Origin of the sequence: Streptomyces sp. NPDC006296 (assembly GCF_040613235.1) — a bacterium.
GTDB lineage: Bacteria > Actinomycetota > Actinomycetes > Streptomycetales > Streptomycetaceae > Streptomyces.
Map to the genome: position 1 here is coordinate 1 of NZ_JBEXRT010000063.1, position 22,894 is coordinate 22,894.

Below are 22,894 nucleotides of genomic sequence, written 5' to 3' on the forward strand. Positions count from 1 at the left end.
CGGCGGCCCGGCCGGTCCGCGGCGGGCCGGGGCCGCGCCGGTCGCGGTGCCCCGGGGCTGCGGGCGGGTCCGGTCCGGGGCCGCCGCTATTCTCGACCCACGGTCGCAGGGGAGGAAGCGCACCATGGAGAAGCTGGGCTCCGGCGATCCGCAACGCATAGGCGGCTATCGCCTGTTGGGGCGTCTCGGCGCCGGCGGGATGGGCCAGGTGTTCCTGGCCCGCTCGGACCGGGGCCGCACCGTCGCCCTCAAGCTGGTCCGTTCCGAGCTCGCCGAGCAGCAGCAGTTCCGCGACCGCTTCCGGGCCGAGGTGCAGGCCGCCCGGAAGGTCGGCGGCTCCTGGACCGCGCCGGTGCTGGACGCCGGGGTGGACGCCGCGGTGCCGTGGGTGGCCACGGGGTACGTCGCCGGCCCCTCGCTCCAGCAGATCGTCTCGGGCCGCCCGGGCGCGCTCGTGTCCGACTCGGGGGCGTACGGTCCGCTCCCCGAACGCTCCGTCCGGATCCTGGGCGCCGGGCTCGCCGGGGCGCTCCGCGCGATCCACGGAGCCGGGCTGATCCACCGTGACCTGAAACCGTCCAACGTCCTGGTGACGATCGACGGCCCCCGGGTCATCGACTTCGGGATCGCCCGCGCCCTGGACACCGTCACGGACGGCGGCCTCACCCGCACCGGCGGGATGGTCGGCTCCCCCGGCTTCATGGCGCCCGAGCAGATACGGGGCGAGCGGGTGACGACCGCCTGCGACGTGTTCTGCCTGGGTTCCGTCCTGGTGTACGCGGCGACCGGCCGACTGCCGTTCGGTACGGCGGACAGCAGGATCCACGCACTGATGTACCGGATCGCGCAGGAGGAACCGGACCTCACCGGTGTGCCCGACGGCCTGGTCGGGCTGATCCGGGACTGCCTCGCGAAGGATCCGGCCGAACGGCCCGACGCGGGCGCCGTCCTGGAGCGGCTGGGCGGCACGGACACCGCGGAACCGTGGCTGCCCGGTGCGCTGATCGCCCAACTGGGCCGGCACGCCGTGGAACTGCTGGACTTCGAGGACCCGGAGGAGGACGCCCCGGAAGAGGACGCCCCGGGGAAGGGCACCCCGGAAGACGGCTCCCCGGAGCGGCAGGCCCCCGGGCAGAGCGGCCCGGAGCCGCGGTCCGCGCCGACGGCGCCCGCGCCCACGCCGTCCCCCGCACCGGTCCGGCCGACCGCGGTCACCCAGCGGCACCCGGCCGGGAACGGCCCGCCCGTGCCCGCCGCGCACCCGGCGCCGCCGCACGCGTACGGCTACCCCCAGCAGCAGACTCCCGCCCACGGATACGGATACGGCCCCACTCCCCCGCACGGCCCGGCCACCGGCTTCGCTCCGCCGGTCCCCGCCCGCCGCCGCGGCGCGGGCTCGGTCCTGCTGCTGGTCGCCGTGGCGCTGCTCGTCGCCGCGGGGGCGGGCTGGGGCGTCTACGCCGTCCTGCGGAGCGGGGGCGGCTCGACGGCCTCCTCCAGCGCCGGTTCGTCCGAGGGCGGCACGGGTGCGGACGACGCGAAGCACGAGGCCGAGGACGGGCCGATCCCCTCCGGACTGCTGGGGACCTGGACCGCGCACGTCGGCGGAGAGGGCACCGCCACCCGGCAACTCGTCGTCCGGCAGGGCGGGGTGGGCGACGACGTGCTCACCCTCACCGCCGAGGGCCCGCTCGACACCGGCGGGGCGTACCGCTGTGTGTTCGAGGCCCGGCTGACGAGCGATCCCTCCTCCGACGGCGCCGTCCACGTCGGGGCCTCCCGGATCACCTCGGGCGAACCGATGGCCTCGTGCAGCCCGGGGAAGCCCACCACCCTGAAGCTGCTGCCCGACGGCACCCTGCACCGTGAGATCGCGTCCACCGGCCAGAGCCTGACGTACACCAGAACGGGCTGAGCCGCCGCGGCCGGCCGGCTCACGCCGTGCGGTCCACCGCGCGGAAGGCGAGCCGCAGGTCGTGCCGCGCCCTGGGGGCCCGGGGCAGCGGCCTGCGGAGGCCGGTCCGCCCTCACCCCGGCAGGGTCGCCGCCTCGCCGACCGCGGCCAGCAGCCAGATGGGGAATTCCGGATCGGCCTGACCGACCGCGAGGCCGAGCCAGCGCGTGCCTCCGGGCACACGCCAGACCTGCATGCTGCCCGCCAGGTTGCTGAGCTGCCCGATCGGTTCCGGGGCGGTGCCCTCGTCGTCGTCCCGCTCCAGGAAGGGCCAGAGGTCGACGGTCTCGGGCTCGCCCCACCGCTCGCTCAGCGCCGTGGCCAGCGCGCTGAACTCGGACTCGATCTCCTGCTCGGCGGGTTCGACGGTCTCGGGGGAGCGGTCGTCCCAGAAGTCCTGGCTCGCCTGCAGGATCAGCAGGTGGTGTCCGGGGCCGCTGCTGCGTGCACCGCTGTCCTCGCTCTCCTCCCCCGTGGGGAAGGGCAGGGCGAGGACGTGCCCGATCCGGGCGAGCCGGTCCTCGGTGGTCGTGGGCGGTGTTCCGGTGCTGTCCGTGTCCATGGGGGGTGATCCTGCCAACCCCCGTGCCGGAGAACGAATCGGGGACGCTCCCGGAGGTGCACCGCGGACACGGGGCCCCGGGCGGCCGGGAAGCCGAGCACGCGGGACGCCGGGCACGCGGGACGCCGGCGCCCGAGCGACGGTGGCGGGACGGCGGACGCACGAGACGGGGGCGCGGCCGGCAGCGGCCGGTCGCGCCCCCGCTCCCCGGGATGGGGCCGGGTCAGCAGCCCAGGTTCGAGCCGGGGGTGGTGCCGAGGATCTGGACGAACGCCTGGTACGTGTTGATACGGCTCTGCACCTGGGCGGGGTTGCCGCCGTTGCACTCGATGCTGCCGTTGATGGACCGGATGGTCTCACCGAAGCCGGCGCCGTTGACCATGGCGTTGTGCGGCGTCATGGTGCCGGGGCCGGACTGGGTGTTCCAGTACCAGAGGCCGGTCTTCCAGGCCACGGACGCGTTCTGCTCCACCTGCCAGGGGTTGCCCAGCAGGTCGATGCCGAGCGCGTCACCCGCGGCCTTGTAGTTGAAGTTCCAGCTCAGCTGGATCGGGCCGCGGCCGTAGTAGGCGGCCTGGCCGGCCGGGCAGCCGTAGGGCTGGCTGGTGTCGCAGTAGTGCGGGTAGTTGGCGGTGTTCTGCTCCACGATGTGCACGAGGCCGCCGGTCTCGTGGCTGACGTTGGCGAGGAACGCCGCCGCCTCCTGCTTCTTGACCGTGTCGCTGCCGGTGTTGGCGAAGCCGGGGTAGGCGCTGAGCGCGGCGGTGAGGCCGCTGTAGGTGTAGAAGGAGTTCCGGCTCGGGAACATCTGGTTGAACTGGGACTCGCTCACGACGAAGCCGGTGGGGTTCGGCTCCTCCGAGCCGCCGGATCCACAGCTGCCCTGGTCGGCCCAGACGTCGGTCGTGCCGGGCCGCTCGTTCTGCGTCCACCACTTCGCGGACCAGTTGTGCCCGTTGTACGAGGCCGATCCGCCGCCCACGTAGACGGAGGAGGCGTTCCAGGCCGGGGCGCAGGCGGCGGCCGAGGCGGTGGAGGCGGGGAGGAAGACGAACGTCGCGAGGACCGCACCCAGTGCGGCGATCAGGCTCATGACACGTTTGGCCACGTGATCACTCCTTCGTCGCGGCGCCCGCGCCGAGCGTGCGCCGCCATGGGGGTGGACCAACTGAAGCGTCGATGGTCTGGACCTGTCAAGGTCTAGACCAGAACTTCCAGCGCCGTGTGCTGGACGCCAACGAGCTCGCCGCGTCCTCCCGCGACTGCGTCACCAAGGACTACGCCGACGCCCCGGTGCTCCGCTGCGAACTCGACGGCACGGACCAGGTCCTGGCCGAGGTCGCCGGACTGGACGGGGCGATCGGCTACACCGAGCTGCGGGGCGGCGAGGTGCCCGAGGGGGCGCACCGCCTGTCCATCGACGGCGTCGCCCCGTCCGTGGACACGATCGCCACCAGCAGCTACCCGTACCGGGAGGTCGAGTACGCGTACACCTACGGGTCGCCACCCGCGGACTCCCTGGTCGCGGGCTTCCTGAACTACCTGGACGACTACGGGGAGGACGTCATGCGCACCAACGGCCACCTGCCCTGCGCGACACCGACGGGGATGCGGCTCTGCGGGCAGGACTGAGCGGGACGCGCACCCGCGGGCGCCGCGGCCGGCCGCCCCGCCCCGCCCCGGCCCCGCCGCGGCCTGCGGACCCCCCGCACGGCACGAGGGCCGGACCTCCCCGGGGAAGGTCCGGCCCTCGTACGCCGTCGTGCCGCACCCGCGCCGTTCCCCGGGGGAGGTCCCGCCCGCCCCCGGTGGGGGCGCGGTCACGGGACGGCCCTCAGAGGAACGAGTTGATCTCGATCGTCTCGGTGCGGCCGGGGCCGACGCCGATCGCGGAGATCGGGGCGCCGGACATCTCCTCCAGCGCCTTCACGTACGCCTGCGCGTTCTTCGGCAGGTCGGAGAAGGTCTTGGCCTTGGTGATGTCCTCGGACCAGCCCGGCAGCGTCTCGTAGACCGGCTTCGCGTGGTGGAAGTCGGTCTGGCTGTACGGGAGCTCCTCGACGCGCTTGCCGTCGATCTCGTACGCCACGCACACCGGGATCCGCTCCCAGCCGGTCAGCACGTCCAGCTTGGTGAGGAAGAAGTCCGTGAGGCCGTTGACCCGGGTCGCGTACCGCGCGATCGGGGCGTCGAACCAGCCGCAGCGGCGGTCACGGCCGGTGGTGACACCGCGCTCCCCGCCGATCCGGCGCAGCGCCTCGCCGTCCTCGTCGAGGAGTTCCGTCGGGAAGGGGCCGGCGCCGACGCGAGTGGTGTAGGCCTTGAGGATGCCGATCACCCGGCTGATCTTCGTCGGGCCCACGCCGGCACCGGTGCAGGCGCCGCCCGCGGTCGGGTTCGACGAGGTGACGAAGGGGTACGTGCCGTGGTCGACGTCCAGCAGGGTGCCCTGGCCGCCCTCGAAGAGGACGACCTTGCCCTCGTCGATGGCGTCGTTCAGGATCAGCGTCGTGTCGGCGACGAACGGCTTGATCTGCTCCGCGTACTGGAGCATCTCCTCGACGATCCTGCCGGACTCGATCGCGCGCCGGTTGAAGACCTTGGCGAGCAGCTGGTTCTTCTGCTCCAGCGCCGCTTCGACCTTCTGCTCCAGGATCGACTCGTCGTAGAGGTCCTGGACGCGGATGCCCACCCGGTTGATCTTGTCGGCGTAGGTCGGGCCGATGCCGCGCCCGGTCGTACCGATCTTGCGCTTCCCGAGGAAGCGTTCCGTCACCTTGTCGACGGTGACGTTGTACGGAGTGATCAGATGGGCGTTTCCGCTGATCAGGAGCTTGGACGTGTCGACGCCCCGCTCGTTCAGGCCGCTCAGCTCGGAGAGCAGGACCGCCGGGTCGACGACGACACCGTTACCGATGACCGGAGTACACCCCGGCGACAGGATTCCGGAGGGCAGCAGATGCAGCGCGTACTTCTGGTCGCCCACGACGACCGTGTGGCCGGCATTGTTGCCGCCCTGGTAGCGCACCACATAGTCAACGGATCCACCGAGGAGGTCGGTGGCCTTCCCCTTGCCCTCGTCACCCCACTGAGCACCGAGCAGCACAAGTGCGGGCACAGGCGTACACCCCTTCCGGGCGGGGCATGTCCAAGGCCAGGGGGCGTACGTAAAGGTCGTACCTGCCGCACGACGATGTGCGGCAAAGCCTGAGCCGTCGAACCGGGTGCCCCGGAATAGACCAAGCCCCTGGCGCAATAGCGCAAGGGGCTCTTGCACCAAGATGCTACCCGAGGAAGGACCGAGGTGTCGGCTGCAGAGCCCCCCGGCGACGGCGACCACCAGCTACTCGTGCTCATCGACCCCCTTGCCCGCCGCTACGACGGGGAGTCCGTGCGCATCGCGAAGGACGTCCTGAGCGCCGGCGCGCACACGAAGATCTGCTTCGCGGACGGCCCCGAGGAATTCGCCCGGGCCCTGTCCCGGCGCGGTTCCAGACGCCCGGTCGTGGTGGGCGACGACCACGCGCTGCTGCGCGCCGTGTCCCAGCTCCACCGCGAGCGGGAGCTGTCCGGCAGCGCCCTGTCGCTGGTCCCGGTCGGCGCCGCGCACACGCTGGAGCTCAGCTACGCGCTCGGCGTGCCCCGGGGGGCGGTCGCGGCGGCGCGCACCGCGCTCGACGGGGCCCGCAGGCGGCTGGACCTCCTGGTCGACGACAGCGACGGCGTGGTGCTCGGAGAGCTGCGCATCCCGGCCGCCACGGCCTCCCCGGGACCGCCGCACACGGTCTGGGACGCCTGCCGCACCCTGGTGGCCTCGCTGGTCCGCCCCGCACCGCCCTCGCCCTCCGGGCCGTCCCGGACCCACCGGCTGCGGGTGGAGGCGGACGGGGTCCTGCTGAACGACCTCGACCGGCCCGTCGAGGGGGTGTCGCTGGCCGCCCAGGGCGACGGCGGCCTGGCGGACGTGACGGTCCACACGGCCTCCGGCGAGACGCACACCGCCGAGGCCAAGGCCGTCACGGTCTCCGGGCCCGACTTCCGCTACCGCGCGGACATACAGGTCGCGGGCCCCGTCAGGACCCGCACCTGGACCGTGCACGCGGACGCCTGGGGGCTGGTGCTCCCGGCGACGGGAACCTGAGCCCGGCCCGCCCCCTCAGCCCGGCGTCCTGCGGCTCTCGTCCCACCGGTCCAGGACGCCGACCAGCTCGGCCTGCATGAACGCGAAGAACTCCGCCGTCTCGCTCAGCCGCGCCCCGGCCGGGGTGCCCTCGCCCAGGGAGCGCGCACCGTCCCGCAGCGTGTGCCCCCACCGGGTCAGCGCCTGGTCGCGGTGGGCGAAGGTGGCGTGCCAGATCCCGTCGTGCAGGCGGTAGCGGTCCCGGCGCGAGCCGGGGTCCCGCTCGCGGCCGACCATGCCGACCTGGGTGAGGTGGCCGATCGCCCCCGACACCGCGGCCGGGCTGATCCGGAGCTGTCTCCCGAGCTGCGCCGAGGTCATGGACGCGTCGTCCGCGGCGAGGAGCGACGCGAAGACGCGTGCGGCCGTCCGCTGCATCCCGGCCTCCGTCATCTCGGCCGCGAAGCGCTCGACGAAGCGCACCACCGCGTCCTCGCCGCCCGCCGCCGTCCCGGGCTCACCGGTCCCGTCGGCCGTCTCTTCCGCCGTCTCCCTGGCTCCGTCCACGGCCCCGACCCTATCCACCTCCCGCAGGCCGCCCACAGGGGAATCCGGGGGCTCCCGGCACCACGGACGGGCGGGGCGGGCGGCCGCCGGACGTATCGGCCCGGGGTCGCCCCCCGCGTCCGGATCCTGCCGGGGCCGGGCACCCGGGCGCCCGTGTCAGATCTCGACGCGCAGCTCCCGCAGGCCCCGGATCACGTACCCCGGATTCCACTCCGGCTCCGCCGTCAGCCGCATCCCGGGCGCCCTGCGCAGCAGCTCGCCGAAGGACGCGGCCAGTTCGATGCGGGCGAGCGGGGCGCCCAGGCAGTAGTGGATGCCGGCGCCGAAGGAGATGTGCGGGTTGTCCTGCCGGGACAGGTCCAGGGTCTCCGGGTCGGTGAAGCGCTCCGGATCCCGGTTGGCCGAGGCGAAGAGCAGCGCGATCTGCGAACCGCGCGGGACGACGGTGCCGTCGATCTCGATGTCGTCCAGGACCCAGCGCGCGAACATCGGCACCGGGGTGTCGTAGCGCAGCAGCTCCTCCACGGCGGTCGGCAGCAGGGCGTGGTCGGCGCGCAGCGCGGCCAGTTGCCCGGGGTGCCGGAAGAGCGTCCACCAGCCGTTGACGGTGGCGTTGACGGTCGCCTCGTGACCGGCGTTGAGGAGCAGGACGCAGGTGGAGACGATCTCCTGCTCGGTCAGCCGGTCCTCCTCGTCGTGCGCCGCGATCAGCGCGGAGATCAGGTCCGTCCCCGGGTCCGCGCGCCGCACGGCGATCAGCTCGCGCAGGTAGGCGGAGAACTCGACCGAGGCCGCCACGGCGGCCCGCGCGACCTCCTCCGGCGGGTTCAGCTCGAACATCCCGCAGATCGCCGCCGACCACGGCCGCAGCAGCCCCCGGTCGGCCTCCGGGACGCCCAGCATCTCGGCGATGACGGCCACCGGCAGCGGCTCGGCGACCGCGCCGAGCAGATCGCCGCCGCCCGCCGCGACGAGGTCCCCGACGAGCCCGGCCGCCAGCCGCTCCACGGTCGGGACCAGCGCCTCGACCCGGCGGGGGGTGAAGGCCTTGGCGACCAGCCGCCGGATCCTGGTGTGGTCGGGCGCCTCCAGGTCGAGGATCCCGTTCCCGTTGAGCGTGTGGAACGGCTCGTGGGCGGCGGGCGGCGGGGTGACACCGAACTCCTCGTGGCCGAAGCGGTGCCGGTAGGTCCGCCCCAGCCGCCGGTCGCGCAGCAGCCCGGACACGTCGCGGTGGTGCGGGACGAGCCACTGCCGCGTCGGCTCGAAGTAGTGCGCCCGGCCGGTGGCGCGCAGCGCGGCGTAGGCGGGGTACGGGTCGGCGACGAACGCCGGGGACCAGGGGTCGAAGGACACGTGCATGCGCCGACGCTATCCGGGCGTGACCAGCCGGGCCTCGTAGGCGAACACGGCCGCCTGGGTCCGGTCCCGTAGCCCCAGCTTCACCAGGATGCGGCTGACATGGGTCTTGATGGTCGACTCGGCCACGACCAGGTGCGAGGCGATCTCCAGGTTCGACAGGCCCTGGGCGATCAGCACCAGCACCTCCGTCTCCCGCTCGGTGAGGTCGCCGATCCTGGCCATGGCGGGGGGCTTCGGCGCATCGGCGATCTTCGAGAACTCGGTGATCAGCCGCCGGGTCACGGTCGGAGCGAGCAGCGCCTCGCCGGACGCCACCACCCGCACGCCGTCGGCGAGCTGCCGGGCCGAGGCGTCCTTCAGCAGGAAGCCCGAGGCGCCGGCCCGCAGGGCCTGGTACACGTACTCGTCGAGATCGAAGGTGGTGAGGACGAGCACCCGGGCGTCCGCGTCGGCGGCGACGATCTCCCGGGTCGCCTCGATGCCGTTCAGCTCCGGCATGCGGATGTCCATCAGCACCACGTCGGGCCGCAGCGCCGCGACCTGGGAGACGGCCTGCCGGCCGTCGACGGCCTCACCGACGACCTCGATGCCGGGCATCGCGTTGAGCAGCACGGAGAAGCCCTCGCGGACCATCATCTGGTCGTCGACGATCAGGACCCGGATGGGCGTCCCGCTCATGCCTCCTCACCGGCCTCGGCGCGCTCCTGCTGCACCGGGAGGAACACGGCGACCTCGTAGCCGCCGTCCCCGGTCGCCCCGGCCGTCATGTCTCCGTTGAGCATCGCGACCCGCTCCCGCATCCCCGTGATCCCGTGCCCGGCGCCCGGTGACGGCTTGACCAGCCCCCGCGCGGGGCCGTTGACGATCCGCACCCCGAGCCCGCCCAGCACATAGCCGATCTCCACCTTGGCCGCGGCGCCCGGCGCGTGCCGGAGCGTGTTGCTCAGCGCCTCCTGGACGATCCGGTACGCCGACAGCTCGACGCCCTGCGGCAGCACCCGCACCGCCCCGGTGACCGTCTTCTCGGTCTCCAGCCCGGTCTCCCGGACGTTGTCCAGCAGCCGGTCGATCTCGGCGAGGGTGGGCTGCGGGGCGTCCGGCGCCTCGTAGTCCTCCGCCCGGACGACACCGAGCACCCGGCGCAGCTCGGTCAGCGCGGCCACCGCGTTCTCCCGGATGGTGACGAAGGCCTGTTCCAGCTCGGGCGGCGGGTTCTCCACCCGGTACGGGGCCGCCTCCGCCTGGATCGCGACGACGGACATGTGGTGCGCGACGACGTCGTGCAGCTCCCGGGCGATGGTGGTGCGCTCCTCCAGGAGCGTGCGCCGGTCACGCTCGACCGCGGTGACGGTGCGCTGCACGGTGACCTCGTGCTGTGCCTCACGACGGACCTGCACCATGACGACGAGGAGCAGCGCGAAGGCCGAAGTGACGGCCATCGGCGCGGTGTTGGAGAAGCCGGGGCCCATGTTGTCCAAGGTGCTGCCGACGAGCAGGGTGATCAGCCACATCCAGGCGGCGGTACGCGGCCGTGTCCTCGCCGCGACCACGACCAGCACACCCAGGTGGCAGGCGAACGCGCCCGGCTGCCAGGGCCAGTCGCCGCTGCCCACGATCGCCACCACAGGGGTCGACACGATCGACACCCAGAACGCGAAGATGGGACGGACCATCGTCATCAGCAGCGTGCCGGCCGGGAGGAACGCGGTGATGAGGGTCGCGATGCCGAACGGGGAGTGGGTGTTCGCGGCGAAGACGCCCTCCAGCAGCGCGAACAGCGCGACGAGGCCCACCACCGCGTGCGGGAACCAGACGGCGCCCCTGCGGAGGGGCGCCGGAAGGCGTCGGATCACGGGCCCGTCCGTGCCCAGCGGGTCCAGCGGGCGGTAGTCGAACACGTTGTGGAACAGGTCCTGCCGAAGGCCGTCTATCGCCGCCGCGGCTGCCCGGCGCTCCGGGCTCTGGGTCTTGGTCTCGGTCACGCTTCCACGGTAGGGGCCGCGCCCGCCCCGGTCGTCAGCAGTGATGCGGATCCTCCGCCGTCCGTCGCAAGTACTACCAGGCCAGCTGGGCGATCTCCTCGGCCACCACCGCGCAGGCGTCCGCCGCCGGGTCGATCAGCGGGAAGTGGCCGATCCCGTCCAGCAGCGTCAGCCCCACCGTCTCGCCGGCCTTCGCCGCGGCGTCCACGAACGCCTCCGTGACGGCCTGCGGGACCGTGGTGTCCTCGACGCCCTGCACGACGGCCGTGGCGATCCCGGTCGGCAGCAGCAGGGCCGGATCGACGTGCGCGCTCCGCGCCTCGAAGTCGTCCGCGCCGAGGAGCTGGTGCAGCGCGCCCGCGCAGACGTCCCGCTCCACCGCGCTCGCGAAGTCCCCGATCGGCGCCAGGGCGACCACCCCGCGCAGCGGCGGTGCGGCGGGCAGCCGCCACGGGGAGCCCTGCGGCAGGACGTGCCGGGCGGCCGCCCACAGGGCGAGCTGCCCGCCCGCCGAGTGACCGGTGACGACGGTCCTGCGCGGATCGGCGGCCGGCAGCTCCCGGGCCACCAGGGCGGGCAGGGCGTCCATCGCCGCCGCCACGTCGTCGAAGGTCTCCGGCCAGCGCCCCGCGACCGGGTCCGGCCCGGGGTCCTCGCCACCGCGCCGGTACTCGACGCTGGCCACGGCGAAGCCGCGCCGCGCGAGGAAGTCCGCGAACGGCGACACGTGCTGCCGGTCGTGCGGCGCCCGCCAGGCCCCGCCGTGCAGGAGGACGACGAGCGGCGCCCCGGTCCGCCCGTCCCGCGGCGCGAAGAAGTCGATCACCTGGTCGGGGTGGCTCCCGTAGGCCGCGGACGCGTCGGGGGCGACCGCCGGATGCGCGAACGCCGACGCGGTCTCGGCGGCCTTGCGGTCACGCCCGGCAGAATCCGACATGCTGCTCCAACCGTCCTGGGCCCGTGCCCACATGGACCGGCCTGCGGGGACCGTACCAGCACGGCGCGCCGCCGCCGTACCGGACCTGATCATGGACCGGTACGGCGGCGGGCGCTCAGTCCGCCAGCACCTCGGCGAGGGTCCGGGCCGCCCGTTCCGCGTCGGCGAAGCCGACGTAGAGCGGGGTGAAGCCGAAGCGCAGGATGTCCGGCCGGCGCAGGTCGCCGACCACACCGCGCGCGACGAGCGCGTCCATCACCGTCTCCGTCTCGCCGGCGTCGACGCACCGCAGCGAGACCTGGCTGCCGCGCTCCGCGTGGGCGGCCGGGGTGACCGGCACGACCCGGTCCTCGGGGACCAGGGCGGCGACGCACTCCAGGAAGAAGTCCGTCAGCGCCAGGGACTTGGCCCGCACGGCGTCCACCGGCACCCCGTCCCAGACGTCCAGGGACGCCTCCAGGGCCAGCATGGACAGGATGTCCGGGGTGCCGACCCGGCCCCGTACGGAACCCTCGGCGGGGGCGTAGCCCGGGGCCATCGCGAACGGGTCGGCGTGCGAGGTCCACCCGGGCAGGGGCGAGTCGAAGGCCGCCTGATGGCGCTCGGCGACGTACAGGTAGGCGGGCGCACCGGGACCGCCGTTGAGGTACTTGTACGTGCAGCCCACGGCCAGGTCGACCGCGTGTGCGTCGAGGCCCACCGGCAGGGCACCGGCGCTGTGGCACAGGTCCCAGACGGCGAGCGCACCCGCCCCGTGGGCGGCGGCTGTGAGACCGGGCAGGTCGTGGAGCCTGCCCGTGCGGAAGTCGACGTGGTTCAGGAGCACGACCGCCGTACGGGGCCCGAGCGCGGCCCGGACGTCGGCCGGGGCGACCGGGACGACGCGGTGGCCGGTCATCCGGGCCGCCGACGCGGCGATGTACCCGTCGGTGGGGAACGTCGTCGCGTCGACCAGGATCTCGTCGCGGCCGTCGTCCGCGAGGCGGCTCGCGGCCACCACGGCCTTGAAGACGTTCACGCTGGTGGAGTCGCCGACCACGATCTGTCCGGCGGCCGCCCCGACCAGCGGGGCGATCCGGTCGCCGATCCGCTCGGGCGCGGTCCACCAGCCGCTCTCGTCCCAGGAGCGGATGCGGAGGGAGCCCCACTCACGGGCGATGACCTCCTGCATGCGCGCGGGGACGTGGCGGGGCAGCGCGCCCAGCGAGTTGCCGTCGAGGTAGACAGTGTCGTCGAGGGTGAACAGCTCGCGCAGTGCGGCGAGCCCGTCGGCGGAGTCGAGCGCCTCGGCGCGCTCCCTGAGGTCAGACATGGCTGCGCGCCGTCCAGAGCTCGGGGAACACGCTCTTCGTCGCCCGCTTCTCCAGCCAGGCGACCCCGGCCGATCCGCCGGTGCCGGTCTTCGACCCCATCGCCCGCCGGGTCGCGGTCAGGTGGTCGTTGCGCCAGCGCCACACCAGCTCACCGACATCGGTGAGCACCTCGCCGAGCCGCACGAGCTCGGCGTTCTGGTCCGCGTCCGCGTATATCTCCGCCCAGACCGCCTCCACCGCGGGGGACGGCTCGTACTTCTGCGACAGGTCCCGCTCCAGCACCGACCGGGGCACGGTGTAACCGCGGCGGGCCAGCAGGGCGAGCGTCTCGTCGTACAGACCGGGCTGGTGCAGCGCCTTCTCCAGCTCGGCGTGCACCCGGGGGGCGCCCCGGTGCGGCACGAGCATGGAGGCGGACTTGTCGCCCAGCAGGAACTCCATCCGCCGGTACATCGCCGACTGGAAGCCGGATCCCTCGCCGAGGGACCCGCGGTAGGAGTTGAACTGGGCGGGGGTGAGACCGGCGAGCGGCTTCCAGGAGGCGTTCAGCGCCTCCAGCTCCCGCAGCGAGCGCTTCAGGGCGTCGCGGGCGACCGGGATGCGGTCCTCGCGCAGGGCGTGCGCCGCCGTCTCCCACTCGTGGACGATGACGGTGAACCACAGCTCCATGACCTGGGTGGTGACCAGGAAGACCATCTCGCCCGGATCGTCCGAGCGCAGGTGCTGGAGGTGGGTCAGGACGTCCGCCTGGACGTAGTCCTCGTACGGCGTCGTACCCGCGAAATCCAGGTGCGGGGTCTCCGCACCGGTGGCTTCGGGATCGGGGTGGAACGTGGACATCGCTGTCTCCTCGACACGAGCTTCCGGGTAGCGGTCCGCCCCTTCCTCGGAGGGTGGTGGAGCTCCGGTCCCCTGTTCCGCATCCTAACGGCCGCTCCCGGAACGCGTCGGGCCCCGCGGGCTGCTGCCCGCGGGGCCCGGAGGGCGGGGCCGGTGTCAGCTCAGGATGTCGGCGGCGGTCTGCGAGGAGTCACGCAGGAACGACGAGCAGCGCTCGTACTCCTCCTGCTCACCGATCGCCTGCGCGGCACGCGCGAGAGCGTGCAGGGCGCGCAGGAAGCCGCGGTTCGGCTCGTGCTCGAACGGGACGGGGCCGTGGCCCTTCCAGCCGGCGCGGCGCAGGGAGTCGAGGCCGCGGTGGTAACCGGTGCGCGCGTAGGCGTAGGACTCGACGACCCGGCCACCCTCGTACGCCTCGTCGGCCAGCTGCGCCCAGGCCAGCGAGGACGTGGGGTACTTCGCCGCGACGTCGGCGGGCGCCGCGCCGCCCGCGAGCAGCTCGCGCGGCTCAGGGTCGTCGGGGAGATGGGTCGGGGCAGGGCCCCCGAGCAGGTTCTCGTGGATGGACATGGCTCAAGTGTGCCCGGACCCGGGCCCCGGCTCCAAGGGCGGGGCCGTGACCCCGCAGTGCGTCGAGCACGCCGGCCGGGGCTCGGGCCGGGCGCCGGGAGCCGCCCGCACGGCCCACCAGGCGATCACCGACCCCGCCACCAGCAGACCGGCGCACATCGGCATGGCCCGCCGGAACGTCGAGGCGAACTCCCCCGCGTCGCGGTAGGCCTCGGGCCCCATCCCGGCCAGCAGGGGGAGCGCGGCCACCGCGAGCAGTCCGGCGGCCCGCGCCGCCGCGTTGTTGATGCCGCTGGCGAGCCCGGCCCGGCCGGTGTCCACGGCGGCGAGCACCGTCGCCGTGAGCGGGGCCACCAGGGTGACCATGCCGGTCCCCAGGACCAGCACGGCCGGCAGGACGTCCCGCGGGTAGGAGGCGCCGGGACCCACCCGCAGCATCAGCAGCATCCCGGTGGCGGCCAGCAGCGGACCGACGGTGAGCGGGATCCGCGGTCCGATGCGTCGGCCGAGGTCCCCGGCCGACGCGGAGAACAGCAGCATCAGCACTGTGGTGGGGAGCAGCGCGGTGCCCGCGCCGAGCGCCGAGTAGCCGGCGACCACCTGGAGCTGGATCGCGGTCAGGAAGAAGAAGCCGCCGAGAGCCGCGTAGACGCAGAAGGTGACCAGATTGACGGCGGTGAACTGCCGCGACGCGAAGATCGACGGTGGCACCATGGGGGCGGCCCGCCGGCGCTCCACCCGGACGAAGGCCGCCGCGAGCGCCACCCCGCCGAGCGCCGCACCGATCACCAGGACGGACGCGCCCTGCTCGGGCACCTCGATCAGCGCGTAGGTGACCAGGGCGAGCGCGAGCGCCGCGAGGGCGGCGCCGAGCACGTCGAAGCGGCCGTGGGCGGCCGGGTCCCGGGACTCGGGCACGTGGCGCAGGGCGACGGGCACGCAGACGGCGGCGAGCGGCAGGTTGAGCAGGAACACCCACCGCCAGCCGGGTCCGTCCACCAGCCAGCCCCCGAGGAACGGCCCGACGGCCGCCCCGACCCCGCCGAACCCGGACCAGAGCCCGACGGCGCGGGCACGGTCGTCGGGATGGAAGCTCGCCTGGATGATCGCCAGCGAACCGGGGGTGAGCAGCGCGCCGCCGGCCCCCTGCAGGGCCCGCGAGGCCACCAGAACCTCCGCGCTCGGCGCGACGCCGCACAACAGCGAGGCGAGGGCGAACCAGACCACCCCCACGACGAACACCCGCCGCCGCCCGAACCGGTCCCCGAGCGCGCCGCCGAGCAGGATGAGACCCGCCAGCGTGAGCATGTAGGCGTTGACGGTCCACTGGAGGGCGGCCAGATCGGTGCCCAGGTCCCGGCCGATACGGGGCAGGGCCACATTGATGACCGTGGAGTCGAGCAGCGCCATGCTCGACCCCAGCACGGTGGTCAGGACGACCCAGCGCCCCACCGGTGAGGCGACCCGGATCCCGGCCCCGTCCGCTCCGTTCGCGTCCTTCATACGAGCAGCTTCGCCGCAACCCGGCCCGATGGCCATTCCCTGACCGCACCCGGGCGGGTGTGGCGCGCCCGGGCGGGCGTGTCCGGGGGGCGGGGCGGCGGGGCCGCGTCCGGGGTGGGGCCCTGCCGGCTCGGGCGTCCCCGTCCGGTGCGCCCGGACCGTGCCGGTGTCCCCCGTCCGTCGCCCCTCCGGCGTTCCCCCGTCGCCCTTCCGGGATACCCGGGCGCCTCCGCGAGGGTCCCCCTGCGTCGGGATCCCCTGCCTCCCCCGGGGCCCGCGGCGCCGCTACGCCCCCACGGCCCTCAGCCCGCGCACCAGGGCCGACACCCCCGCCTCGGCCTTGCTCCGCGGGCACCCCACGTTCAGCCGCAGGAACCCGGGTGCCCCGTAGACCGAGCCCGGCATGATCGCGACCTTCTCCCGCTCGATCAGGACCCGCTGCAGCGCCTCGTCGTCCACCCCCAGGGGGCGCAGGTCGATCCAGGCCAGATAGCCGGCCTGCGGCGGCTCCCAGGCGAGCGCGGGAAACTCCGTGTTCAGCCGCTCGGCGACCAGCGCGAGGTTCCCGGTGACGTACGCGCGGACCGCGTCCAGCCAGGCCGCGCCCTCCCGGTACGCCGCGATGTGCGCGGTCAACGACAGCACCGCGGGCGAGGCGAGCCCCTCGGCCGTCTCCATCCGGCGCAGGTACTCCGCGCGGTCCGCGGGGTCGCCGATGATCCCGTACGAACCGGTCAGCGCCGGGAAGTTGAAGGACTTCGACGCGGAGGTGATGACCGCCCAGCGCCCGGCATCCCGCTCGGTGCCGTCCGCCTCGTCGGCTATCCGGGCGTACGGGACGTGCACGTACCCCTCATGGACGAAGTCCGCGTGGATCTCGTCGCTGATCACAGCGACTCCGTGGCGGCGGGCCAGCGCCGCCGTCTCCCGGAGCTCGCTCTCCGTCCACACCCGTCCCGTCGGGTTGTGCGGCGAGCACAGCACCAGCACCCGGGCGTCGGCCCGTGCCAGCTCCCGTTCCAGGGCTTCCGTGTCGCCCACCGGCACCCCCCGCAGCTCCCGCCCGAGCCCCAGGACCGCCTTGCGGAAACCGTCGTACGTCGGGGTGTGGACGACCACGCCCTCGCCCTCGGCCGTCCACATCTGCAGGAGCTGCGAGAGCTGGCTGAGCACGGACGGGCCGTAGACCAGCCGGGCGGTGTCGACGGCCGAGCCGTACCGGGTGCCGTGCCAGTGGGCCACCGCCGACAGGAAGTCGTCCTGCTGCCAGGTGGTGTAGCCGAGCACCCCGTGCTCCAGACGGGCACGCAGCGCGGCCAGGACCTCGGGCGCCGTCTCGAAGTCCATGTCGGAGATGGTGAACGGCAGCAGTCCGTCCATCCCGAAGCGCTCCGCGACGCCGTCCCACTGGACGCACCAGGTCCCCCGGCGGTCGATGACGGTGTCGAAGTCGTAGCGCGCAGACCTGCTCACAGCGGTTCCCTCACTCCCTCGGGCATGGAGCGGGCCCGGTTCCCCGAGGGGAGACCGGGCCCGCCGCACGTCCGTGACGTGCTTACTTCAGCTTGGTACCGGCGGAACGCAGGTTGGCGCAGGCCTCGGTGACGCGCACGGCCATGCCGCCCTCGGCGGACTTGCCCCAGCTGCGCGGGTCGTAGACCTTCTTGTTGCCGACCTCGCCGTCGACCTTCAGCACACCGTCGTAGTTGCGGAACACGTGGTCCACGATCGGGCGGGTGAAGGCGTACTGGGTGTCCGTGTCGAGGTTCATCTTCACGACGCCGTTCTCCAGCGCGGTGGCGATTTCCTCGGCCGTGGAGCCCGAGCCGCCGTGGAAGACGAAGTCGAAGGGCTGGCTGCCGGCGGGCTTGCCGTACGTGCCGGAGACACCCTCCTGGAGGTCCTTGAGGAGCTCCGGACGCAGGACGACGTTGCCCGGCTTGTAGACGCCGTGGACGTTGCCGAAGGACGCCGCCAGCAGGTAGCGGCCCTTCTCGCCCAGCCCCAGCGCCTCGGCGGTGCGCAGCGCGTCGTCGACGGTCGTGTACAGCTCGTCGTTGATCTCGTGGGTGACGCCGTCCTCCTCGCCACCGGTCGGGGTGATCTCGACCTCAAGGATGATCTTGGCGGCGGCGGCCTTGGCCAGCAGCTCCTGCCCGATGGCCAGGTTGTCGGCGAGGGTCTCGGCCGAACCGTCCCACATGTGGGACTGGAACAGCGGGTTCAGACCCTTGGCGACGCGCTCCGCGGAGACGTCGAGCAGCGGACGCACGTAGCCGTCCAGCTTGTCCTTGGGGCAGTGGTCGGTGTGCAGCGCGACCGTGACGTCGTACTTGGCGGCGACGATGTGCGCGAACTCGGCGAGGGCCACAGCGCCCGTCACCATGTCCTTGTTGTACTGGCCGCCCAGGAATTCGGCACCACCGGTGGAGATCTGGACGATGCCGTCGCTCTCCGCCTCCGCGAAGCCGCGCAGTGCAGCGTGCAGGGTCTGGGTCGACGTCACATTGATGGCCGGGTAGGCGAACTTGCCTGCCTTCGCCCGGTCGAGCATCTCGGCGTAGACCTCGGGGGTTGCGATGGGCATCTGTCCGCTCCTTGGGATGTGCGGGTGTGCGGTGCTTGGTCCCTGACCTGGGGGCGACGTCATCGTCGCCCTCATCTTCCCAGACTCTCGCTCCGGCTCCACGGTGACCGTCGGGTAGCGCTCCCTGTTTCACGTGAAACGGGGAGCGCCCAGAGGAAGCCGCAGGTCAGGCGAGGTCGAGGTCCGCCACGGAGTAGACCTGGACGTACGGCAGACCGGCCTCGGCGATCGCCGAGGCGGCACCGCGCTCCACGATCACGGCGACGGCCACGACCTCACCGCCGGCCTCGCGCACCGCCTCGACCGCGGTCAGCGGCGAGCCGCCCGTGGTCGAGGTGTCCTCGACGACGAGGCAGCGCCGGCCCTTGACGTCCGTGCCCTCGATGCGGCGCTGCATCCCGTGGGCCTTCTGCGCCTTGCGGACGACGAACGCGTCCAGCTGCTCACCGCGTGCCGCCGCGGCGTGCAGCATCGAGGTGGCCACCGGGTCGGCGCCCAGGGTCAGTCCGCCGACGCAGTCGTAGTCCAGCTCGGCGGTGGCGTCGAGCATGATCTGGCCGACCAGCGGCGCGGCCTTGCCGTCCAGGGTGACCCGGCGCAGGTCGATGTACCAGTCGGCTTCCAGCCCCGAGGAGAGGGTCACCTTGCCGTGCACCACGGCCTTGTCCTTGATCTGCTGGAGCAGCTCAGCGCGTACGTCAGTCATGTCCACGAGGGTAAGCGTTGCCGGACGGGGTCAGAGCCGTGCCCAGCTCCAGGTCGTCGTGATCTCCAGGGGCTCGATCGGGGTGACGAGCCGGGGGGCCGTGTTCAGCCCGTTCGGCGGTCCGGTCTGCGGCTCGACGCAGACCGCCTCGTCCTGCTCGTCGTAGATCACCACCCACTCGTCCCGGCTCTTGACGGTCAGCTCCAGCTGTTCGGGCCAGGTGAGCTTCACGTCGACACCCGCGGGCATCCCGAAGCAGTCGTCCCACGTGCCGGGGAGGGGATCCCCGTCGCTGGAACGGAGTTGGGAGCTCGGCGACGGTGCGATCCGGCGCCCGGTCGGCAGATGGTCGTCGCCCCGCTCCTCCTGCCACTCCGCGTCGAAGTCGATGCGTACGTCCTGGGCGCCGAGGTTCCGGAGGAACCAGGGGTGCCACCCGGCCTGGGCCGGGAAGGAGTCGCCGTAGGTCTCGATGCCGAGGCTCAGCGTCAGCGTGTCCTCGGTCAGCTCGAAGGACTGCGTCACCCGGCCCTCGTACGGCCACGGGTCGGCCAGGTCGTAGAAGAAGGCCGCTTCCGCGTCCCCGTGCCGGGCCTGCGTCCAGGAGGTGTCGCGGCCGGTGCCGTGGATGGCGTGCGGCGGGGAGTTCAGCGGCATCCGGTGCAGCACACCGCCGCTGCGGAACCGGCCGTTCTCGGTCCGGCCGCACCACGGCACCATGGGGAAGCAGCCGTACCGCTCGCCCTGGCGCAGCAGTTCGGTCCCCCCGATCCGCAGGCTGCTGATCCGGCAGCCGTGCGCGGGGTCAACGATCAGTTCGACGTCGCCGGCGGTCAGCCTGGCGTTCTTCACCACAGTGCTCACCCCCCGACACTACTGGCGCCGCGCACCTTCCCCGGACTGCCCTCACCCCGCCGTCGCACGGCGGGCGGCTGCGCGACGGCCGTCCCGCGGCGTCGTCCCACCGACGAGGCTGCGGGCCGGGCGCCGCCGGGCGGCCCGGCCGCAGCACGTCCTCTCAGAGCCGCCTGCGCCGCAGAGCCCTGCCCACCACCACGGCGGAGGCGATCGCCAGGGCGGCGGCGGGGGCGGCCCAGCGCAGGGCGAGGCCCGCGACGCCCTCCTCCGGCGAGGGCACGGGGGCGTACCGGCCGCGCGGCGGAGCGTGGTCGACCTCCTCCGTGCTGCGGCCGATCATGGTGCGGCGGGCATGGGCGGCCTCGGCGGGGGGCTCGTCCGGCACGGTGAACTCCAGCTCTTCGGAAGGGTCGAGCGATGACGGAGGCACGGGTGCGTCGAACACGGACTCCCGGTCGGCGGACGACGGATCGGCGCTCCCCGGCCCGGAGGAGGGTGTTCCGGCGGACGGTGCGTCCGGAGCATCCGTGTCGGGGGCGTCGGCGGACGGAGCATCCGTGTCCGGGGCGTCCGCGGACGGGGCGTCGGCGGACGGGGCGTCCGGGCCCGCCGAGGAGGCCCCCGGCTCGTCCGCCCCCGGTTTCGAGGGCGCCCCCGGCCCGGCGGACGGCTCGTCGGCGGACGCCGAACCACCGGACCCCGGCTCGGAGGACGACGGCCCTGAGGACGACGGCTCGGAGGACGACGGCCCGGGGGACGGCTCGGCGGCACCGGTCGCGGTCGGGTCGGGCTCCGTGGCACCGGGTCCCCCCGCATCGGCGGCGCCGTCCTGGGCCGACAGGGACTCCGTCACCAGCTGCTGGGTGAAGCGGTCCAGCAGCCGCTGCGCCGCGGCGAGCGCCACCGGTGCGTCCAGGTCCACGATGCGGCCGTCGCCACCGGCCACACCGGTGAAGGCGATCGTCGTCCCCCCGTCCGCCGCCGTGAGGACGATGTTCAGCGCCAGTTTCGCCGAACCCGCGCCCCGGGCCTCCGTGCCCTCCCCGCTCACGGCGAAGGAGTCACCCCCGCCGAAGGGCCGCAGCGTCAGCGCCCCGCGGTAGGTGATCGTGTGGCCGCCGGCCCGGAATCTCAGCCGGCCCGCCAGCGGCCCCGCCGACGCGTCGGCGTCCCGCTGGAATCCCGGCACGCAGCGCGCGACGCGGCCGGGGTCGGCCAGCGTCCGCCGCAGGGCCGGTACCGGAACCGGAACGAATACCTCATGCTCCATACCGACCGAGCCTACTCAGCCCCGGCCGTCCCGTCAGCGCTTCCGCCCCCGCACACCGCGCGTACCGCGCCCGGCCGCCTCCCGCCGCGCCCGTGCCGCGGCTCCGCACCGGTCAGTACCGCGGGTGGACCAGCGTCGACGGCGGGACCCCGTGCCACCGGGCCCGCTCCACGGCGCGGCGGCCGGCCAGCAGCTCCCCCTCCCCCAGCGTGCGCAGCGCCGGCGCCCCCGGATCCATGCCGAGCCGGCCCCCCGCCGAGCGGGCGGCCAGGACGAACCCCCAGTCCCGCGGGGCCTCCGTGCCGTCGGTGACCCGGTCAGGACCGCCCGCGAACCCGGTGAGGCGCCCCTCGACGCGGTAGGGCCGGGTCGACAGACCGCCCGCCCGCACCGACGCCTCCACCGTCCAGAACGTCGCCGGCCTGTTGCTCGGCGGGCTCGCGTGCACCACCAGCCGGCCGCCCGGGCCCAGCGCGCCGGCCACCAGCCCGTAGAACTCGGCGGAGTACAGCTTCGTGCTCGCGGTGATCCCCGGGTCGGGAAGGTCCGAGATCACCACGTCGTAGCGGTCGCGGGCGGCCCGCAGCCAGGTGAAGGCGTCCTCGGCGACCGTCGTCAGCCGGGGATCGTCGAAGGCGTGCGCGTTCAGCGCGGAGAGCGCGGGATCCGTACGGGCCAGGCGGGTGACGGCCGGATCGAGCTCGACCACCACGACGGACGTGACGTCCGGATAGCGCAGCACCTCACGGGCGGCCAGCCCGTCACCCCCGCCGAGGATCAGCACCCGGCGGTGCGGCCCCTTCATCGCCGGGTGCACCAGCGCCTCGTGGAAGCGGTACTCGTCCCGGGAGCTGACCCGGAGCCGTCCGTCCAGGTAGAGATCGAGGGAGCCGTCCCTCGGGCCGGTGAGGACGACCTCCTGCAGGTCCGTCTGCATCGCGACCCGCACCTCGCCGCCGTACACCGCGCGCCGGGCCGCCCGCTCGAAATCGTCGACCAGGACGGAGGCCGTGGCGAGCAGGGCGATCACCGCGGCGTTCACCGCGACGAGCAGCCAGCGCGAGCGCGGGTTCAGGTCGTGCCGGAACACCCAGAGCACCAGCGCCAGGCCGGCCGCCGCGTTGACCGCACCGGTGAACAGCGCCCCGGTCAGCTGCCCCATGACCGGCAGCAGCAGGAACGGGAAGGCCAGCCCGCCCACCAGCGCCCCCACGTAGTCGGCCGCGAAGAGGTCCGCCACCGCCCCGCCCGCGTCCTGCCGGTCGACCCGCTGGATCAGCGTCATCAGCAGCGGGATCTCCGCACCGATCAGGACGCCGATCACGAGCGAGAAGCCGACCAGCGCGTAGCGCGACTCGCCGAGCCAGGCGAAGGACGCGTAGAGGATGAGCGCCGACGAACCGCCGACGAGCGCGAGCGCGGCTTCGAGGAGGCCGAACCCGACGGCGGCCCTGGCGCGTAAACGTTTCGCGAGCAGCGAGCCGATGCCCATCGCGAACACCATCAGGGAGAGCACGACCGAGGCCTGGGTGACCGAGTCACCGATCAGGTACGAGGCGAGGGCGACCAGCTCCAACTCGTAGACCAGACCGCACGCGGCGCAGACGAACACCACCGCCAGCACGAGGAATCTCCCGGTCCTCGGCCGGACGGGAATGCACGGCACGCCCCCTCGCAACGGCGTCTGCTGGTCGATCATGAAACGAACGCTACGTGACCGGAAGGTCGCCGTTTGTCACCCACAAGGATGTAAGTGACGCGCA

The 22,894-nt window shown here is 73.6% G+C and carries 20 protein-coding genes and 1 pseudogene; 3 read left to right on the forward strand and 18 right to left on the reverse strand.

Annotated elements, in window-relative coordinates:
* The first annotated feature begins 124 nt into the window (after positions 1–124).
* Positions 125–1,915, forward strand: a complete 1,791-nt coding sequence (locus ABZ172_RS28535; RefSeq protein ID WP_356887978.1) for a serine/threonine-protein kinase — start codon at positions 125–127, stop codon at positions 1,913–1,915.
* A gap of 112 nt (positions 1,916–2,027) precedes the next feature.
* Here the strand turns inward: ABZ172_RS28535 and ABZ172_RS28540 are convergent, their stop codons facing one another.
* Both ABZ172_RS28540 and ABZ172_RS28545 read right to left on the reverse strand, forming a co-directional pair.
* Positions 2,028–2,516, reverse strand: coding sequence for a hypothetical protein (locus tag ABZ172_RS28540; protein WP_356887980.1), 489 nt, complete (start codon positions 2,514–2,516; stop codon positions 2,028–2,030).
* 223 nt (positions 2,517–2,739) lie between these two features.
* Positions 2,740–3,624, reverse strand: a complete 885-nt coding sequence (locus ABZ172_RS28545; RefSeq protein WP_356887982.1) for a glycoside hydrolase family 19 protein — start codon at positions 3,622–3,624, stop codon at positions 2,740–2,742.
* Positions 3,625–3,722: 98 nt separating this feature from the next.
* On the opposite strand from ABZ172_RS28545, the pseudogene ABZ172_RS28550 reads away from it, so the two are divergent.
* Positions 3,723–4,148 (forward strand): annotated as a pseudogene (locus ABZ172_RS28550) (phosphate ABC transporter substrate-binding protein); the annotation flags it as partial.
* Positions 4,149–4,350: 202 nt separating this feature from the next.
* On the opposite strand, the gene ABZ172_RS28555 reads toward ABZ172_RS28550, so the two are convergent.
* Positions 4,351–5,634, reverse strand: coding sequence for an adenylosuccinate synthase (locus tag ABZ172_RS28555; RefSeq protein ID WP_356887984.1), 1,284 nt, complete (start codon positions 5,632–5,634; stop codon positions 4,351–4,353).
* Positions 5,635–5,820: 186 nt separating this feature from the next.
* On the opposite strand from ABZ172_RS28555, the gene ABZ172_RS28560 reads away from it, so the two are divergent.
* Positions 5,821–6,657 (forward strand): diacylglycerol kinase, encoded by an 837-nt coding sequence (locus ABZ172_RS28560; protein ID WP_356887986.1) that lies wholly within the window; start codon positions 5,821–5,823, stop codon positions 6,655–6,657.
* Positions 6,658–6,672: 15 nt separating this feature from the next.
* Here ABZ172_RS28560 and ABZ172_RS28565 read toward each other — a convergent pair whose 3' ends face one another.
* The 15 genes from ABZ172_RS28565 to ABZ172_RS28635 form a co-directional block, all read right to left on the reverse strand.
* Positions 6,673–7,089: a helix-turn-helix domain-containing protein gene (locus ABZ172_RS28565; RefSeq protein WP_356888029.1), complete on the reverse strand. Its 417-nt coding sequence runs from the start codon at positions 7,087–7,089 to the stop codon at positions 6,673–6,675.
* A 270-nt stretch (positions 7,090–7,359) separates the two neighbouring features.
* Positions 7,360–8,565, reverse strand: coding sequence for a cytochrome P450 (locus ABZ172_RS28570; protein ID WP_356887988.1), 1,206 nt, complete (start codon positions 8,563–8,565; stop codon positions 7,360–7,362).
* Between the two features lie 9 nt (positions 8,566–8,574).
* The gene (locus tag ABZ172_RS28575; RefSeq protein WP_356887990.1) at positions 8,575–9,243 is read right to left on the reverse strand and encodes a response regulator transcription factor; all 669 of its coding nucleotides are present in this window, start codon (positions 9,241–9,243) and stop codon (positions 8,575–8,577) included.
* Complete coding sequence (locus ABZ172_RS28580; protein ID WP_356887992.1) at positions 9,240–10,547, reverse strand: histidine kinase; 1,308 nt, start codon at positions 10,545–10,547, stop codon at positions 9,240–9,242. The genes ABZ172_RS28575 and ABZ172_RS28580 overlap by 4 nt, the downstream gene beginning before the upstream one ends.
* Positions 10,548–10,620: 73 nt before the next feature.
* A complete protein-coding gene (locus ABZ172_RS28585) occupies positions 10,621–11,484 on the reverse strand; it encodes an alpha/beta hydrolase (RefSeq protein WP_356887994.1) in 864 nt (287 codons plus the stop codon).
* Positions 11,485–11,599: 115 nt separating this feature from the next.
* On the reverse strand, positions 11,600–12,796 hold the full coding sequence (gene kynU, locus ABZ172_RS28590) for a kynureninase (RefSeq protein WP_356887996.1): 1,197 nt from the start codon (positions 12,794–12,796) through the stop codon (positions 11,600–11,602).
* A complete protein-coding gene (locus tag ABZ172_RS28595) occupies positions 12,789–13,637 on the reverse strand; it encodes a tryptophan 2,3-dioxygenase family protein (protein WP_356887998.1) in 849 nt (282 codons plus the stop codon). Before ABZ172_RS28595 ends, kynU begins: the two co-directional genes overlap by 8 nt.
* Before the next feature lie 156 nt (positions 13,638–13,793).
* A complete protein-coding gene (locus ABZ172_RS28600; RefSeq protein WP_356888000.1) occupies positions 13,794–14,207 on the reverse strand; it encodes a DUF3151 domain-containing protein in 414 nt (137 codons plus the stop codon).
* A gap of 3 nt (positions 14,208–14,210) precedes the next feature.
* Positions 14,211–15,710: a DHA2 family efflux MFS transporter permease subunit gene (locus tag ABZ172_RS28605; RefSeq protein ID WP_356888002.1), complete on the reverse strand. Its 1,500-nt coding sequence runs from the start codon at positions 15,708–15,710 to the stop codon at positions 14,211–14,213.
* Positions 15,711–15,995: 285 nt separating this feature from the next.
* Positions 15,996–17,183: a MalY/PatB family protein gene (locus ABZ172_RS28610; protein WP_356888004.1), complete on the reverse strand. Its 1,188-nt coding sequence runs from the start codon at positions 17,181–17,183 to the stop codon at positions 15,996–15,998.
* A gap of 82 nt (positions 17,184–17,265) precedes the next feature.
* Entirely contained in the window at positions 17,266–18,297 is a 1,032-nt protein-coding gene (gene fbaA / locus ABZ172_RS28615) for a class II fructose-bisphosphate aldolase (protein WP_356888006.1), read from the reverse strand.
* 166 nt (positions 18,298–18,463) lie between these two features.
* Complete coding sequence (gene pyrE / locus ABZ172_RS28620; RefSeq protein ID WP_356888008.1) at positions 18,464–19,003, reverse strand: orotate phosphoribosyltransferase; 540 nt, start codon at positions 19,001–19,003, stop codon at positions 18,464–18,466.
* A gap of 30 nt (positions 19,004–19,033) precedes the next feature.
* Entirely contained in the window at positions 19,034–19,867 is an 834-nt protein-coding gene (locus ABZ172_RS28625; RefSeq protein WP_356888010.1) for an aldose 1-epimerase, read from the reverse strand.
* A gap of 154 nt (positions 19,868–20,021) precedes the next feature.
* On the reverse strand, positions 20,022–21,131 hold the full coding sequence (locus ABZ172_RS28630) for an SRPBCC domain-containing protein (protein ID WP_356888012.1): 1,110 nt from the start codon (positions 21,129–21,131) through the stop codon (positions 20,022–20,024).
* Positions 21,132–21,243: 112 nt separating this feature from the next.
* A complete protein-coding gene (locus ABZ172_RS28635) occupies positions 21,244–22,830 on the reverse strand; it encodes a polyamine aminopropyltransferase (RefSeq protein WP_356888014.1) in 1,587 nt (528 codons plus the stop codon).
* Positions 22,831–22,894: the final 64 nt, after the last annotated feature.

Bases quoted from the DNA above. Each gene is read 5' to 3' on its own strand.
- ABZ172_RS28585 (WP_356887994.1), bottom strand. From the start codon at position 11,484: ATGTCGGATTCTGCCGGGCGTGACCGCAAGGCCGCCGAGACCGCGTCG.
- ABZ172_RS28565 (WP_356888029.1), bottom strand. From the start codon at position 7,089: ATGACGGAGGCCGGGATGCAGCGGACGGCCGCACGCGTCTTCGCGTCG.
- pyrE (WP_356888008.1), bottom strand. From the start codon at position 19,003: ATGACTGACGTACGCGCTGAGCTGCTCCAGCAGATCAAGGACAAGGCC.
- kynU (WP_356887996.1), bottom strand. From the start codon at position 12,796: ATGTCTGACCTCAGGGAGCGCGCCGAGGCGCTCGACTCCGCCGACGGG.
- ABZ172_RS28535 (WP_356887978.1), top strand. From the start codon at position 125: ATGGAGAAGCTGGGCTCCGGCGATCCGCAACGCATAGGCGGCTATCGC.
- ABZ172_RS28630 (WP_356888012.1), bottom strand. From the start codon at position 21,131: ATGGAGCATGAGGTATTCGTTCCGGTTCCGGTACCGGCCCTGCGGCGG.
- ABZ172_RS28540 (WP_356887980.1), bottom strand. From the start codon at position 2,516: ATGGACACGGACAGCACCGGAACACCGCCCACGACCACCGAGGACCGG.
- ABZ172_RS28575 (WP_356887990.1), bottom strand. From the start codon at position 9,243: ATGAGCGGGACGCCCATCCGGGTCCTGATCGTCGACGACCAGATGATG.
- ABZ172_RS28595 (WP_356887998.1), bottom strand. From the start codon at position 13,637: ATGTCCACGTTCCACCCCGATCCCGAAGCCACCGGTGCGGAGACCCCG.
- ABZ172_RS28635 (WP_356888014.1), bottom strand. From the start codon at position 22,830: ATGATCGACCAGCAGACGCCGTTGCGAGGGGGCGTGCCGTGCATTCCC.
- fbaA (WP_356888006.1), bottom strand. From the start codon at position 18,297: ATGCCCATCGCAACCCCCGAGGTCTACGCCGAGATGCTCGACCGGGCG.
- ABZ172_RS28570 (WP_356887988.1), bottom strand. From the start codon at position 8,565: ATGCACGTGTCCTTCGACCCCTGGTCCCCGGCGTTCGTCGCCGACCCG.
- ABZ172_RS28605 (WP_356888002.1), bottom strand. From the start codon at position 15,710: ATGAAGGACGCGAACGGAGCGGACGGGGCCGGGATCCGGGTCGCCTCA.
- ABZ172_RS28600 (WP_356888000.1), bottom strand. From the start codon at position 14,207: ATGTCCATCCACGAGAACCTGCTCGGGGGCCCTGCCCCGACCCATCTC.